The sequence below is a fragment of the Variovorax sp. Varisp46 genome (assembly GCF_059491885.1).
In genome coordinates this window covers 4,989,790-5,003,373 of record NZ_CP168515.1, presented here as the reverse complement: position 1 = coordinate 5,003,373, position 13,584 = coordinate 4,989,790, and the positions used below count along the sequence as shown (strand labels likewise).

Annotated in this window: 12 protein-coding genes; 8 read left to right on the top strand and 4 right to left on the bottom strand. The window is 68.1% G+C overall.

Annotation, left to right across the window (positions count from 1 at the left end):
- Window positions 1-35 precede the first annotated feature (35 nt).
- Window positions 36-662: a response regulator transcription factor gene (locus tag ACEN9N_RS23755; RefSeq protein ID WP_007828807.1), complete on the top strand. Its 627-nt coding sequence runs from the start codon at window positions 36-38 to the stop codon at window positions 660-662.
- A 115-nt stretch (window positions 663-777) separates the two neighbouring features.
- On the opposite strand, the gene ACEN9N_RS23750 is transcribed toward ACEN9N_RS23755, so the two are convergent.
- The 3 genes from ACEN9N_RS23750 to ACEN9N_RS23740 all read right to left on the bottom strand — a co-directional run bounded on the left by ACEN9N_RS23750 (window position 778) and on the right by ACEN9N_RS23740 (window position 2,416).
- Window positions 778-1,341: an OmpA family protein gene (locus tag ACEN9N_RS23750; protein ID WP_007829163.1), complete on the bottom strand. Its 564-nt coding sequence runs from the start codon at window positions 1,339-1,341 to the stop codon at window positions 778-780.
- A gap of 84 nt (window positions 1,342-1,425) precedes the next feature.
- Complete coding sequence (locus ACEN9N_RS23745) at window positions 1,426-2,058, bottom strand: YiaD family glycine zipper/OmpA-like lipoprotein (protein ID WP_495654659.1); 633 nt, start codon at window positions 2,056-2,058, stop codon at window positions 1,426-1,428.
- A 196-nt stretch (window positions 2,059-2,254) separates the two neighbouring features.
- Window positions 2,255-2,416 carry a hypothetical protein gene (locus ACEN9N_RS23740; protein ID WP_007829159.1) on the bottom strand — a complete coding sequence of 54 codons (162 nt, stop codon included), beginning with the start codon at window positions 2,414-2,416 and terminating at the stop codon, window positions 2,255-2,257.
- Between ACEN9N_RS23740 and mltA the strand changes: the two genes are divergently transcribed.
- On the top strand, window positions 2,415-3,563 hold the full coding sequence (mltA, locus tag ACEN9N_RS23735; protein ID WP_478178895.1) for a murein transglycosylase A: 1,149 nt from the start codon (window positions 2,415-2,417) through the stop codon (window positions 3,561-3,563). The two genes, ACEN9N_RS23740 and mltA, sit on opposite strands and share 2 nt — an antisense overlap.
- Before the next feature lie 125 nt (window positions 3,564-3,688).
- Window positions 3,689-5,956, top strand: a complete 2,268-nt coding sequence (locus ACEN9N_RS23730) for a PhoX family protein (RefSeq protein ID WP_495654658.1) — start codon at window positions 3,689-3,691, stop codon at window positions 5,954-5,956.
- 123 nt (window positions 5,957-6,079) lie between these two features.
- On the opposite strand, the gene ACEN9N_RS23725 is transcribed toward ACEN9N_RS23730, so the two are convergent.
- Window positions 6,080-6,547, bottom strand: coding sequence for an Lrp/AsnC family transcriptional regulator (locus ACEN9N_RS23725; RefSeq protein WP_413314073.1), 468 nt, complete (start codon window positions 6,545-6,547; stop codon window positions 6,080-6,082).
- Between the two features lie 105 nt (window positions 6,548-6,652).
- Between ACEN9N_RS23725 and mdeB the strand changes: the two genes are divergently transcribed.
- The 5 genes from mdeB to denD all read left to right on the top strand — a co-directional run bounded on the left by mdeB (window position 6,653) and on the right by denD (window position 13,583).
- A complete protein-coding gene (gene mdeB / locus ACEN9N_RS23720) occupies window positions 6,653-9,310 on the top strand; it encodes an alpha-ketoglutarate dehydrogenase (RefSeq protein ID WP_495654657.1) in 2,658 nt (885 codons plus the stop codon).
- Between the two features lie 58 nt (window positions 9,311-9,368).
- Window positions 9,369-10,145, top strand: coding sequence for a FadR/GntR family transcriptional regulator (locus ACEN9N_RS23715; RefSeq protein WP_495654656.1), 777 nt, complete (start codon window positions 9,369-9,371; stop codon window positions 10,143-10,145).
- A gap of 126 nt (window positions 10,146-10,271) precedes the next feature.
- Window positions 10,272-11,606 carry an MFS transporter gene (locus ACEN9N_RS23710; RefSeq protein WP_478178898.1) on the top strand — a complete coding sequence of 445 codons (1,335 nt, stop codon included), beginning with the start codon at window positions 10,272-10,274 and terminating at the stop codon, window positions 11,604-11,606.
- Between the two features lie 16 nt (window positions 11,607-11,622).
- Window positions 11,623-12,546 carry an L-threonate dehydrogenase gene (gene ltnD / locus ACEN9N_RS23705; RefSeq protein WP_413334328.1) on the top strand — a complete coding sequence of 308 codons (924 nt, stop codon included), beginning with the start codon at window positions 11,623-11,625 and terminating at the stop codon, window positions 12,544-12,546.
- Window positions 12,547-12,569: 23 nt separating this feature from the next.
- Entirely contained in the window at window positions 12,570-13,583 is a 1,014-nt protein-coding gene (gene denD, locus ACEN9N_RS23700) for a D-erythronate dehydrogenase (protein WP_007829145.1), read from the top strand.
- Window position 13,584: the final 1 nt, after the last annotated feature.

The following is a 13,584-nucleotide window of genomic DNA, read 5'->3' as shown; positions in this document are numbered from 1 at the left end:
CTTCAGACAATCAATCTTCTGCTGGATCCCATGACATGCAACCACTGATCGACGGCTTGATCTTCATCGTGGACGACGACGCCAGCGTGCGCGAGGCGCTGGCCTGGCTGCTGCGCTCGCGCCGCCTGGCCAGCGAGCACTTCGGCAGTGCCGAGGCGTTCGAGCAGTTCCTCGACCAGGGCCCGCTGCCCGCACAGCCGCTGTGCCTGCTGCTCGATGTGCGCATGCCCGGCACCAGCGGGCTGGTGCTGTTCGACCGGCTGGCCGAGCGCGGCCTGCTGCCAGCGATGCCGGTGATCTTCCTGACCGGCCACGCCGACGTGCCGACGGCCGTCGATGCGGTGAAGCGCGGTGCCTTCGATTTCTGCGAGAAGCCGTTCTCGGACAACGCGCTCGTCGACCGCATCGAACATGCGTTGAGTGCGTCGCTGCAGGCGCTGGAAGTGCAGCGCCTGCGCCGCGGACTGAGCGAGCGCATCGCCGAGCTGACCGACCGCGAGCGCGACGTGATGCGGCTCGTGGTCGAGGGCCTGCCGAACAAGCTGATCGCCGACCAGCTCGCGATCAGCGTGCGCACGGTGGAAGTCCACCGCGCGCGCGTGTTCGAAAAAATGGAAGTGAAGTCAGCCGTAGAACTAGCCAACCGCCTCAGAGATCTTTAACGGCGGCGCCCGGCCTTTTCCAAGCGAACACCGCGGAACCGGCTTTGCCGGGCCGCAGGTGTTGCCCCCTGAAAGGGGGTTGGCGAAGCGACACGAAGTGCGCGAAGCCTGGGGGTCAGGCTTTCTCGGCGACGAAGATCTCGACGCGGCGGTTCTGTGCGCGGCCTGCGACCGTGCCGTTGTCGGCCAGCGGCTCGCGCGAGCCGCGGCCATCGGTCGTGATGGCCGTGGTCGACACGCCGCGGCTCACCAGGTGGTTGCGCACGCTGTCCGCGCGGCTCACCGAGAGGCGCTCGTTGCCTTCCTCGCTGCCGGTGTTGTCGGTATGGCCCACCACGCGCACGCTGGCGGCGGTGGCGCTCTTCAGGCCTTCGGCGACCTTGTCGAGCACCTGCGCGAGGTTGCGCTTGACGTTGGCGCGGCCGGAGTCGAACGACAGCTCGTTCGGGATCACCACGTGCAGCTGGTTGTCGGCGGTCTGCTCGATCACCGCGCCCGTGCCCTTGGTGGAGGTTTCGAGATCAGTCTTCAACGCGGCCAGGCGGGCCGTCCAGCTGTTGGCTGGCGCGGCCGTTGCGGCGGCCGGCGCGGCGGTGGCCGGCGGCTGCGACTGCGAAGCGCAGCCCGCGATGAAAAGCAACGCGGCCGCGGCCGCACTCGAAACAACGAACTTCCTCATGAGATTCCCTCTTAATGGACCAATGGAACGGTAGTGGCGGGAACCGGCCTTTCAGCGCGGCCGGTTTCCCCATGCGGTGAACGCTCAGCCTCGCGGCCCGCGCTCACCCATGTAGATTTCGACGCGGCGGTTCTGCGCCCGGCCTGCGTCGCTGTTGTTGTCGGCAATGGGTTCGTGCGAACCGCGGCCCTCGATGCGGAAGATCGCCGCGTTCACGCCGTGCGCCACGAGGTAGTCGCGCGTGCTGGCCGCGCGTTCGACCGACAGCGGGTTGTTGATGGCGTCCGAGCCGGTGCTGTCGGTGTGGCCGATGATGCGCACCTCGGCGTTCGGGTTGTTGCGCAGGCCGTTGGCGAACTGGTCGAGCACCGGCGCGAAGTTCGGCTTGATGTTGGCGCGGCCCACGTCGAAGGACACGTCGCTCGGAATCTGCAGCTTCAGCTCGTTGTTGGGTGTCTGGGTCACGGCGACGCCGGTGCCCTGCGTGGCGGCTTCCATCTGGCGCTTCTGGTTTTCCATGCGCTGCGACCACAGGTAGCCGCCGAGCGCGCCGGCGGCCGCGCCGACCACCGCGCCCGTGGCCGAACCGATGGCGGCGCCGCCCAGCGCGCCGATGCCGGCGCCGATGCCGGTGTTGCGCTGCGTGTCAGTCATGCCGCCGGCGCAGCCGGACAGGATGAGCGCCGTGGCGGTGGTTGCGAGTACGAACTTTTTCATGGCAATCCCTTTCAAGGATGATTCAGGCGGGCCACAGCTTAGCTTCCGGGCGTACGCGATGGTACGGGCTCAAAGCCCTGGGGAAAATAAGAAAAGTTTCGCCATCGCGCGTCAATGCTGCGATGATTGCTACTAAAGTAATAGCAATGGGGCGATTGTCCGACATGGCTGCGCGGCGCGGGACTGCGCAAGCAATTCACGTTTCCGGCGGCGGGTTCCCGTTGGTGGCGTCGCGGCCGGCTTCGGGTGGGTCGTCGTCGTGCAATTCGCCCTTGTTGCGGCCGGAAAACATGGTCCACCAAATGATCAAGATGAACACGAGTCCCGCGGCGAGGGCTTCAAGCAGAATCAAACCCATGAGAAATGGACTCCAGTGGCTGGTCGGGCTTGTGATCGTAGCAACGCTCGCCGCCTGTTCCACCGGCCCGCGCACGCCCGAGGCCCCCGCCCGCCCCTCCGCCACCCCGCCGCGCGACCTCGGTCCGCTCACCGGCTCGCTCGCGCATCCCAAGAGCCGCTGGGTGCCGGTCGGCTGGACGGAACTGCCGGGCTTCGGCGAAGACCCGCTGCACGAGGCGTGGATCGCGCTGCTGGCGAACTGCGTGCGACCCAACGCCGCCTTCGCGCCGCTGTGCCGCGACGTGCGCCAGCTGACCATCGCCACGCCCGAAGAGCAGCGCCAGTGGATGACCGAGCGGCTGCAGCCCTACCGCGTCGAGGCGTTGAACGGCCAGACCGAGGGCAAGCTCACCAGCTACTACGAGCCGGTGTACGAAGCCTCGCGCGTGCCCACCGCCACCTTCAACGTGCCGATCTACCAGGCCCCGGACGGCCTGGTGCCGCGCCGCCCGTGGTACACGCGCCAGGAGATCGAGACCCTGCCCGAAGCGCAGGCCGCGCTGCGCGGCCGCGAGATCGCGTGGATGGCCGACCCCATCGACGCGCTGATGCTGCACATCCAGGGCTCGGGGCGCCTGCGCATCACCGAGGCCAACGGCTGGCAGCACACCGTGCGAATGGCCTTCTCGGCCACCAACGAGCAGCCCTACCGCAGCGTGCAGCAATGGCTGATCAGCCAGGGCGTGACCAAGGTCGGCAAGTGGCCCGACGACACCAAGGCCTGGGCCGCGCAGAACCCGCAGCGCGTGTCGCAACTGATGTGGAGCAACCCGCGCTACGTGTTCTTCCGCGAAGAGACGATGAGCGAGGTCGACGCCGCCTTCGGCCCGCGCGGCGCGCAAGGCGTGCCGCTCACGGCCGGCCGCTCCATCGCGGTCGACCGCGAGAGCATCCCGTACGGCACGCCGGTGTGGCTGGCGTCCAGCGGGCCGGCGGCGCAGCTGCAGAAACTGGTGGTGGCGCAGGACACCGGCAGCGCCATCCTCGGCGCGGTGCGCGCCGACTACTTCGCGGGCACCGGCGCCGACGCGGGCCGCCTCGCGGCGAGCATGAACCAGCCGCTGCGCCTGTGGGCGCTGTGGCCGAGGCAGTCGCCCGCTCCCTGAGCAGGGCGCGGCACTTGGTGGATCAATTCAACCTGACGGGAAGCTGAGTGTTTCATTGAGCCGTCATACGAAGTGCCTAACTTCACGGGCTGGTTTCCCCCAATCCATGAAGAAAGACATTGCGCATGACCGCAAATACCCGCACCGACGATCCTTCGGTCGACCTCGACGACATCGGCACCAACCCCACGTCGAACCCCTCGTTCACCGACCTGATCGCCTCGCGCCTGAGCCGCCGCCACCTGTTCGGCCTGGGCGTCGGCACCGCCGGCACGGCGCTGCTCCAGGCCTGCGGCGGTGGTGGAGGTGGCGGCACCGCGTTCCCGGTGCTGCCTCCGGCACCCGCTCCCGCCCCGGCGCCTTCGCCAGCGCCCGCGCCCGCGCCCGCACCTGCCGCTGCGATGAAGCTCGGCTTCAATCCCGTGGCCAAGAGCCTCGCCGATGTCGTGACCGTGCCCGCAGGCTACACCGCCAGCGTGCTCTATCGCCTGGGTGATCCGATCGCTTCGGGCGTCGCCGCCTACAAGAACGACGGTTCCGACGACGCCACCACGTACGACCGTCGCGCGGGTGACCACCACGACGGCATGACCTACTTCGGCATGAACGCGTCGAACAAGTGGGACCCCGCCGGCGCATCGCGCGGCCTGCTCGTGATGAACCACGAGGCCATCACGCCGTTGTTCCTGCACTCCACCGGCCAGACCATCAGCGGCACCGGCAACGCGGCCGCGCGCACCGTCGCCGACGAAGTGCTGCGCGAGTTCTACCTGCACGGCGTGAGCCTGATCGAGGTCAACAAGAGCGGCAGCACCTGGAGCTACAAGCAGGACTCGACCCTCAATCGCCGCGTCCACACGCTCACCGAGATGAGCTTCTCGGGCCCGGCCGCCAAGACCGACTACCTGAAGACCAAGTACTCGACCGACGGCAGCAAGACCCGCGGCACGCTCAACAACTGCGCCAACGGCACCACGCCGTGGGGCACGTACCTCACCTGCGAGGAAAACTGGGCCGGCTACTTCCGCCGCATCGCCGCCAACGACAATGCCAACCGTACGGCCAAGGAACTGGCGTCCTTCAGCCGCTATGGCGTTTCGAGTACTGGCCGCGAGCTGTGGGCCACCGTCACGCCCGATACGGCCGACAACCTCTACGGCCGCTGGAACACCGAAGTCGTGGTCGTGGGCGGCACCGCCACCGACGACTACCGCAACGGCTCCAACACCTACGGCTGGGTCGTCGAGATCGACCCGTTCAACCCCACGAGCACGCCGAAGAAGCGCACTGCGCTCGGCCGCTTCGGCCATGAAGGCGCCTGCCTGGGCCCGGTCGTGGTCGGCAAGCCGCTGGTCTGGTACATGGGCGACGATTCGCGCAACGAGTACATCTACAAGTTCGTCTCCACGAAGAACTGGGACGCGGCCGACATCGGCGGCGGCATGGCCGCCGGCGACAAGTACATGGACGACGGCCGCCTCTACGTGGCCAAGTTCAAGGCCGACGGCACGGGTGACTGGCTCGAACTGAAGCTCGGCGTCAACAACATCACCGCGAGCTACTCCGCCTATGCCTTCGCCGACGCGGCCGACGTGGTGGTCAATGCGCGCCACGCCGCCGACGCCGCCGGCGCTACCAAGATGGACCGCCCCGAGTGGACGGCCGTCAACCCGAAGACCGGCGAGGTCTACGTCACGCTGACCAACACCAACGCCAGCTCGCGCCCGATCGGCAAGACCGACGCCGCCAACCCGCGCTTCTACAACGACAAGACGACCACCGGCACGGACCAGAAGGGCAACCCGAACGGCCACATCGTGCGCTTTGCCGACACCAACGGCGACCCGACCGCGGTGACCTTCAAGTGGGACGTGTACCTGTTCGGTGCTCGTTCGACTGCATCGGCCGACGTGAACCTGTCCGCCCTCGGCGCCGACAATGACTTCTCCAGCCCCGACGGCATGTGGTTCAGCCAGGCGGCGCCCGGCCTGCTGTGGCTGGAAACCGACGACGGCGCGTACACCGACGTGACCAACTGCATGCTGCTGGCCGCCCTGCCGGGCAAGGTCGGCGACGGCGGCGCGAAGACCATCACCAACGTCGACGGTTCCACCACCGCCACGCAGGCCACCTTCATCGGCAAGGCCCCCGGCACCGACGGCCTGCGCCGCTTCCTGGTCGGCCCGATCGACTGCGAGATCACCGGCATCGCCGAATCGGGTGACGGCCGCGCGCTGTTCGTGAACATCCAGCACCCAGGCGAGAGCACGGCCAAGGGGAACATCTCCGATCCGACGAAGTTCCTCAGCCACTGGCCCGATGGCGGCAACACCCGCCCACGCTCGGCAACCATCGTCATCACGAAAAACGACGGCGGCCTGATCGGCCTCTGATCCTCGCAGGAGCCACCCCCCTTTCGGGAAACACCGAGGAACCGGCTCTGCCGGGCCTCTGGTGTTGCCCCCGGCGAGGGGGAAGGCGCAGCGACACGAAGTGCGCGAAGCTTGGGGGAGTGCCTATCCTTTCGGCAACGGCAGCGCCGTCTTGTATCTGACCTGCTTCAGTGCAAAGCTGGAGCGGATCTTCTCGATCCCCGGAATCGGCGTGAGCTGTTCCAGGATGAATTTCTCCAGCGCCGCCATGTCAGCCACCGCGATGCGGATCAGGTAGTCGCTGTCGCCCGTCATCAGGTAGCACTCCATCACCTCGTCGTGCTCGGCGATGCGCTGCTCGAAATCGGCGAGCGACTGCTTGCTCTGCGTCGTGAGGCTGATCGAGATGAACACGTTGAGCCCCAAGCCCAGCGCCTTGGCGCTGAGGAGCGCCACATAGCGGCCGATCACGCCGTTCGCTTCGAGCACCTTCACCCGCGCGAGGCAGGGCGATGGCGACAGGTGCACGCGCCGCGCCAGCTCCACGTTCGACAGCGCGCCGTCGCGCTGCAGCTCGTCGAGAATGCGCAGGTCGATGGCGTCGAGTTGCATGAAATGCCGGAAGGTTGAAGATTGACGGAATTTTATGCTGCGACGCTCGCAGGGAATTGGCTTCGCCAGTAGCTAATTTTTCGCGTGGCGGCCTAAAGTGCCGATATGAACGCCCCGATTTCGCCCGACCAGATGCGTGCCCTGCTGCTCGACACGCCGCTCTCGCACGACCCCGACCCCGCCGAGACCGCCGAATGGCGCGACGCCTTCCTGGCGCTGGCGCAAACGCAGGGGCCGCAGCGCGCAAAGCAGATGCTGGTCGAGCTGGCCCGGCTCGCGCGGCAGCAGCGCATCGGCTGGCAGCCCGAACTCGCGACGCCGTACGTCAACACCATCGCGGTGGAAGACCAGCCGCCGTTCCCGGGTGACCTCGCCATCGAGGAAAAGCTCGCCTCGCTGATGCGCTGGAACGCGCTCGCGATGGTGGCCAAGGCCAACCAGGCGTATGGCGAACTCGGCGGCCACATCGCCAGCTACGCGAGCGCGGCCGATCTGTTCGAAACCGGCTTCAACCACTTCTTCCATGCGCGCAGCGAGCAGCACCGCGGCGACCTCGTGTTCTTCCAGCCGCACAGCGCGCCGGGCGTCTATGCGCGCGCCTACCTCGAAGGCCGTCTCGGCGAAGAAGACCTGAACCACTACCGCCAGGAACTCACCGCGCCCGCCTTCACCGACGGCAGCGGCGCGCGCGGCCTGTGCAGCTATCCGCATCCGTACCTGATGCCGGACTTCTGGCAATTCCCCACCGGCTCGATGGGCATCGGCCCCATCAGCTCGATCTACCACGCGCGCTTCATGCGCTACCTCACGCACCGCAACCTGCTGAACTGCGAAGGCCGCAAGGTGTGGGGCGTGTTCGGCGATGGCGAGATGGACGAGCCCGAATCGATGAGCGCGCTGACGCTCGCCGCGCGCGAGAAGCTCGACAACCTCGTGTGGGTGGTCAACTGCAACCTGCAGCGCCTGGACGGCCCGGTGCGCGGCAACGGCCGCATCATCGACGAACTCGAAAAGCTCTTTGCCGGCGCGGGCTGGAACGTCGTCAAGCTCGTGTGGGGTAGCGACTGGGACGGCCTCTTCGCGCAGGACGTGAGCGGTGCGCTCGCGCGCGTGTTCGCCCACACCGTCGACGGCCAGATGCAGACCTTCGCCGCCAAGGACGGCCGCTTCAACCGCGACAACTTCTTCGGCCAGAACCCCGAGCTCGCGCGCCTGGCCGAAGGCATGACCGACGAGCAGATCGACCGCCTGAAGCGCGGCGGCCACGACCTCGTGAAGATCCATGCGGCTTACGCGGCAGCGGCCAGGCACAAGGGCCAGCCGACCGTGATCCTCGCCCACACCAAGAAGGGCTACGGCATGGGCAGCGCCGCGCAGGGCAAGATGACCACGCACTCGCACAAGAAGATGGGCGACGTGGACCTCATTGAATTCCGCGACCGCTTCAACCTGCCGCTCACCGATGCGCAGGCCATCGCGATGGATTTCTACCGCCCGGCCGAGGACAGCGCCGAGATGCGCTACCTGCGCCAGCACCGCGAGGCGCTTGGCGGCGCCATGCCGCGCCGCGAGACAGCGTGCGACATCGTGCCCAAGCCCGACATCGCGAGCTACGCACAGTTCGCGACCGCCGCGGCCGGCAAGGAGATGAGCACCACCATGGCCTTCGTGCGCATGCTGGGCAACCTCATGAAGGACGCTGCGCTCGGCCCGCGCATCGTGCCCATCGTGGCCGACGAGGCGCGTACCTTCGGCATGGCCAACCTGTTCAAGCAGGTGGGCATCTATTCGAGCGTGGGCCAGCGCTACGCGCCCGAAGACATCGGCTCGGTGCTGAGCTACCGCGAAGCGACCGACGGGCAGATTCTTGAAGAAGGCATCAGCGAAGCCGGCGCCATCGCGAGCTGGACGGCCGCGGCCACCAGCTACAGCGTGCATGGACTGGCCATGCTGCCCTTCTACATCTACTACTCGATGTTCGGCTTCCAGCGCGTGGGCGATGCGATCTGGGCCGCGGCCGACCAGCGCGCACGCGGCTTCCTTCTCGGTGCCACGTCGGGCCGCACCACGCTCGGCGGCGAAGGCCTGCAGCACCAGGACGGCAGCAGCCACCTCGTGGCCGCGACCATTCCCAACTGCAAGGCCTACGACCCGGCCTATGCGGGCGAGATGGCGGTGATCGTCGACGCGGGCATCCGCGAGATGATGGTCGAGCAGAAGGACGTGTTCTATTACGTCACGCTCATGAACGAGAACTACGCGCAGCCCGATGTGCCGGAAGGTGCGGAAGGCGACATCCTGCGCGGGTGCTACCGCTTCGGCGTGTATTCGCCGGCCTCCGGCAAGGCGAAGAAGAAGGTCACGCTGATGGGCTCGGGCGCGATCCTGACGGAAGTCGTCAAGGCCGCGCAGCTGCTGGCCGATGAAGGCATCGAGGCCGAGGTGTTCAGCGTCACGAGCTGGAGCGAGCTTGCGCGCGACGGCCAAGCCTGCGAGCAGCGCGCGCTGGCTGGTGAAGAAGCCGGCACGCCCTTCATCGCGCTGCAGCTCGGCAAGGGCAGCGGCAAGGCACCGGTCATTGCCGCCACCGACTACGTGCGCGCCGTGCCCGAGAGCGTGCGCGCCTTCCTGCCCGAAGGCCGCCGCTACCTCACGCTGGGCACCGACGGCTTCGGCCGCAGCGACACGCGTGCGGCGCTGCGCGGATTCTTCGGGGTGGATGCCGCGAGCATTGCAAACGCCGCGCGGCACGCGCTGAACTGAGCGCCGGCGGCCGCGCAGGGCCTGCGTTAGAGTCGCAGGCCCCACCTCCATCGCACCCATGACCGCCCGCTTCCAGTCCCTCGCTCCCGCCGTCCGCCTCGCCGACCAGGTGGCCGATGCGCTCGCGGCCGAGGTGCGCAGCGGGCGTCTTTCCGAAGGCGACCGCCTGCCGACCGAGGCCGCGCTGGCCGAGCAGTTCGGCGTCAGCCGCACGGTGGTGCGCGAGGCCGTGTCGCGGCTCAAGTCGCTGGGGTTGCTCGACTCGCGCCAGGGCAGCGGCGTGTACGTGCGTGCCGCCGGTGTCGAGCCGCTGCGCTTCGAGATGCCGCACGTCGCCTCGCGCGAAGCCGTCATCCAGATGGTCGAGGTGCGCCGTGCGCTCGAGGCCGAAGTGGCCGCGCTGGCCGCCGAGCGCCGCACGGCCGACGACGTGCAGCGCATCCGCGAGGCCATCGATGCGCTGCATGCGGCGGTCGAGGCGGGCGGCAACGGCGCCGACGAGGACGTGCGCTTCCACCGCGCCATCGCCGAGGCGGCGCGCAATCCGTTCCTGATCGGCACGCTGCAGTACCTGCGCCAGTTCCTGCATGGCGCCACCCGCGTCACGCGCGCCAACGAGGCGCGCCGCGCCGACTTCGCGCGCGAAGTGGCGCAGGAACACGCGCGCATCGTCGAGGCCATCGAGGCTGGCGACCCGCTGCGCGCGCGCGAGGCGGCCAAGAGCCACATGGACAACGCGATCCGCCGCATCGAGCTGGCCGATCCCGCGTTCTGGCAGCAGGAAGGCGCGCAACTCGCGCGGCCCCTGGTCGAAGGCTGGCCTGTCGGCAGCTGAGTCCGCCGACACATAAAGACACCAGAAAGTCGCCGCAGGAGGCGTTGCCTTCGGGTTTCCCCGGGTCAATCAATAAAACTCAAATTTGTATGATGACCTGACAAATAAAGCGGGACAAACCTTTTCATGACTTCTTCCACCCTCCCGGCCGGCGCCACGCACGCCGCGCCGTCCGCCACAGCCGATGCCGCGCTCGAAAAGCGCACCTACGCCAAGGTGTTCTGGCGCCTCGTGCCCTTCCTCATGCTCTGCTACGTGGTCGCGTACCTCGACCGCGTCAACGTCGGCTTCGCCAAGCTGCAGATGGGGCAGGACCTGGGCTTCAGCGAGACCGTGTTCGGCCTGGGTGCGGGCATCTTCTTCCTCGGCTACTTCCTGTTCGAGGTGCCGAGCAACCTGCTGCTCAACCGCGTCGGAGCACGCATCTGGATCGCGCGGATCATGATCACCTGGGGCCTGCTGTCGGCCTGCTTCATGTTCGTGAAGACGCCGACCAGCTTCTACATCCTGCGCTTCCTGCTCGGCGTGGCCGAGGCGGGCTTCTACCCCGGCGTGATCCTGTACCTCACGCACTGGTACCCGGCCCACCGGCGCGCGCGGATCATCGCGGTGTTCATGTCGGCGATTCCCGTGGCGGGCATCTTCGGCAACCCCCTGTCGGGCTGGATCATGGACAGCTTCCACGGCGCGGCGTCGCTGAGCGGCTGGCAATGGATGTTCATCATCGAGGCCGTCCCGGCCGTGATCGTGGGCGTGATGGTGCTGGTCTACCTCGACAACGGCATTGCGCAGGCACGCTGGCTCGACGCGGCGGAAAAGGCGCTGCTGCAGCGCGAGATAGCGCGCGATGCCGAGCACGGCGCCAAGGGGCCGCACTCGGTGGCTGGCGTGTTCCGCGATGTGCGCATATGGTGGATGGCGTTGATCTACTTCGCCTTCGTCATGGGCCAATACGCGCTGACTTTCTGGCTGCCCACGCTGGTCAAGGCCACGGGCGTGCAGGGCAACCTCCACATCGGGCTGCTCAGCGCGATCCCGTTCGTCTGCGCCATCGTCGCGATGAACCTCTTCGGCCGCAGCGCCGACCGTCGCCAGGAGCGCCGCTGGCACCTGATCGTGCCCGCGCTGATGGGCGCCATCGGCTTCACGGTCGCGGCTTCGTACACGCAGAACACCGCCGTGTCGCTCGCCTTCCTGTCGCTCGCCGCGGCCGGCGTGCTGACCTGCGCGCCGCTGTTCTGGTCGCTGCCTACCGCCTTTCTGTCGGGCACGGCGGCTGCGGCCGGCATCGCGGCCATCAACTCGGTGGGCAACCTCGCGGGCTTCGTGAGCCCGTACCTCATCGGCTATCTGAAAGATCTGACGGGCAGCACGCAGATCGGCATGTACGTGCTGGCCGCGGCGCTGGTGCTCGGCGCCATCGGCGTGTGGCTCACGCCGAAGCAACTCGTGAATCGCTGATCGAAAGAACATCCTGATGACCTCTTCCTCCAATTCTCCAGTCGTCGGCCTCGTGGGCCTCGGCGCCATGGGCGCCGGCATGGCGCAATCGCTGCGCCGCGCGGGTCATGCGCCGCACGTGTTCGACGTGCGCCGCGAGGTGGCCGAAGCCTTCGCGCGCGACGGCGGAACGGCCTGCGGCACGCTGGCCGCGCTCGGCGCGCAGTGCGACATCGTGGTCAGCGTGGTCGTGAATGCCGCGCAGACCGAGTCGGTGCTGTTCGGCGACGGCACCACGCCCGGATGCGCCGCCTCGATGAAGCCCGGCAGCCTCTTCGTGATGTGCTCCACGGTGGACCCGAACTGGTCGGTGGCGCTCGAGGCGCGCCTCGCGAAGCTGGGCATCCTGTACCTCGACGCGCCGATCTCCGGCGGCGCCGCCAAGGCCGCGAGCGGCCAGATGACGATGATGACCGCCGGCACGCCCGCCGCCTACGAGAAGGCAGGCGCCGTGCTCGACGCGATGGCCGCCAAGGTCTATCGCCTGGGCGACTCGGCAGGCGCTGGCAGCAAGGTGAAGGTCATCAACCAGCTGCTGGCCGGCGTGCACATCGCGGCCGCGGCCGAGGCAATGGCGCTGGGCCTGCGCGAAGGCGTGGACCCGGCCGCGCTCTACGAGGTCATCACGCACAGCGCGGGCAACAGCTGGATGTTCGAGAACCGCATGGCGCATGTGCTCGCGGGCGACTACACGCCGCTGTCGGCGGTCGACATCTTCGTGAAGGACCTGGGCCTGGTGCTCGACGTGGCGCGCGCCAGCAAGTTCCCGCTGCCGCTGTCGTCCACCGCGCACCAGATGTTCATGCAGGCCTCGACCGCGGGCTATGCGCGCGAAGACGATAGCGCGGTCATCAAGATCTTCCCGGGCATTGAAGTGCCGGCCCCGAAAAAACAAGCCTGAAGTAGAAAGCAGAGACACACAGCATGAACATCCTCATCACCGGCGGCTGCGGCTTCCTCGGCGCCCGCCTCGCCCGCACGCTGCTCGCGGGCGGCAACCTCGCACTGGCCGGCGGCGCCGCGCAGCCCGTGTCGCGCATCACGCTGGCCGACCGCGTGCCGCCGCCCGCCGACCTGGCCGGCGACGCGCGCATCCAGTTCGTGCAGGGCGACCTGCTCGAACAACTAGGCAACGGCGCGCTGCCCATCGCCGAGACGCAGCTCGTGTTCCATCTCGCCGCCGCCGTCAGCGGTGAATGCGAGGCCGACTTCGACCTCGGCATGCGCAGCAACCTCGACGCCACGCGCGGCCTGCTCGAAGCCGCGCGCCGCGCGGGCCACTCGCCGGTGTTCGTGTTCTCCAGCTCGGTCGCGGTGTTTGGAGATTCGCCTGAACAGCGCCTGCCGGCCGTGATCGAGGACACCACGCTGCCGACGCCGCAGAACAGCTACGGCATCCAGAAATTCATCGGCGAGCAGCTGGTGGCCGACTTCACGCGCAAGGGCTTCGTGCAGGGCCGCAACGTGCGGCTCATGACGGTGTCGGTGCGCCCCGGCCGGCCCAACGGCGCGGCCTCCAGCTTCCTGAGCGGCATGCTGCGCGAGCCGCTGGCCGGCGAGCGCGCGCGCTGCCCGGTGTCGCCCGACACGCCGGTCGCGCTGGCCTCGCCCGGCAACACCGTCGCGGGCATCGTGCGCGCGGCCACGGCCAGCACTGCCGAATGGGGGGCGCGCACCGCCATCAACCTGCCCGCGCTGACGACCACCGTGCGCGAGATGGCGCAGGCGCTCGAACGCATCGCCGGCAAGGAGGCAACCGGACTCATCGACTGGGAGCCCGATGCGGCCATCGCGAAGATCGTCACCAGCTGGCCCAGCCGCATCCACGCGGCACGCGCCGAGGCGCTGGGCCTGAAGGCCGACGCAAGCTTCGACGCCATCCTGCGCGACTACGTTCGCGAGAACGCGCAGGCCGTGAAGCTGCCTGTGAAGGGCTGAG

Bases quoted from the DNA above. Each gene is read 5' to 3' on its own strand.
- ACEN9N_RS23755 (WP_007828807.1), top strand. From the start codon at position 36: ATGCAACCACTGATCGACGGCTTGATCTTCATCGTGGACGACGACGCC.
- ACEN9N_RS23750 (WP_007829163.1), bottom strand. From the start codon at position 1,341: ATGAGGAAGTTCGTTGTTTCGAGTGCGGCCGCGGCCGCGTTGCTTTTC.
- ACEN9N_RS23745 (WP_495654659.1), bottom strand. From the start codon at position 2,058: ATGAAAAAGTTCGTACTCGCAACCACCGCCACGGCGCTCATCCTGTCC.
- mltA (WP_478178895.1), top strand. From the start codon at position 2,415: ATGAGAAATGGACTCCAGTGGCTGGTCGGGCTTGTGATCGTAGCAACG.
- ACEN9N_RS23740 (WP_007829159.1), bottom strand. From the start codon at position 2,416: ATGGGTTTGATTCTGCTTGAAGCCCTCGCCGCGGGACTCGTGTTCATC.
- ACEN9N_RS23730 (WP_495654658.1), top strand. From the start codon at position 3,689: ATGACCGCAAATACCCGCACCGACGATCCTTCGGTCGACCTCGACGAC.
- ACEN9N_RS23725 (WP_413314073.1), bottom strand. From the start codon at position 6,547: ATGCAACTCGACGCCATCGACCTGCGCATTCTCGACGAGCTGCAGCGC.
- mdeB (WP_495654657.1), top strand. From the start codon at position 6,653: ATGAACGCCCCGATTTCGCCCGACCAGATGCGTGCCCTGCTGCTCGAC.
- ACEN9N_RS23715 (WP_495654656.1), top strand. From the start codon at position 9,369: ATGACCGCCCGCTTCCAGTCCCTCGCTCCCGCCGTCCGCCTCGCCGAC.
- ACEN9N_RS23710 (WP_478178898.1), top strand. From the start codon at position 10,272: ATGACTTCTTCCACCCTCCCGGCCGGCGCCACGCACGCCGCGCCGTCC.
- ltnD (WP_413334328.1), top strand. From the start codon at position 11,623: ATGACCTCTTCCTCCAATTCTCCAGTCGTCGGCCTCGTGGGCCTCGGC.
- denD (WP_007829145.1), top strand. From the start codon at position 12,570: ATGAACATCCTCATCACCGGCGGCTGCGGCTTCCTCGGCGCCCGCCTC.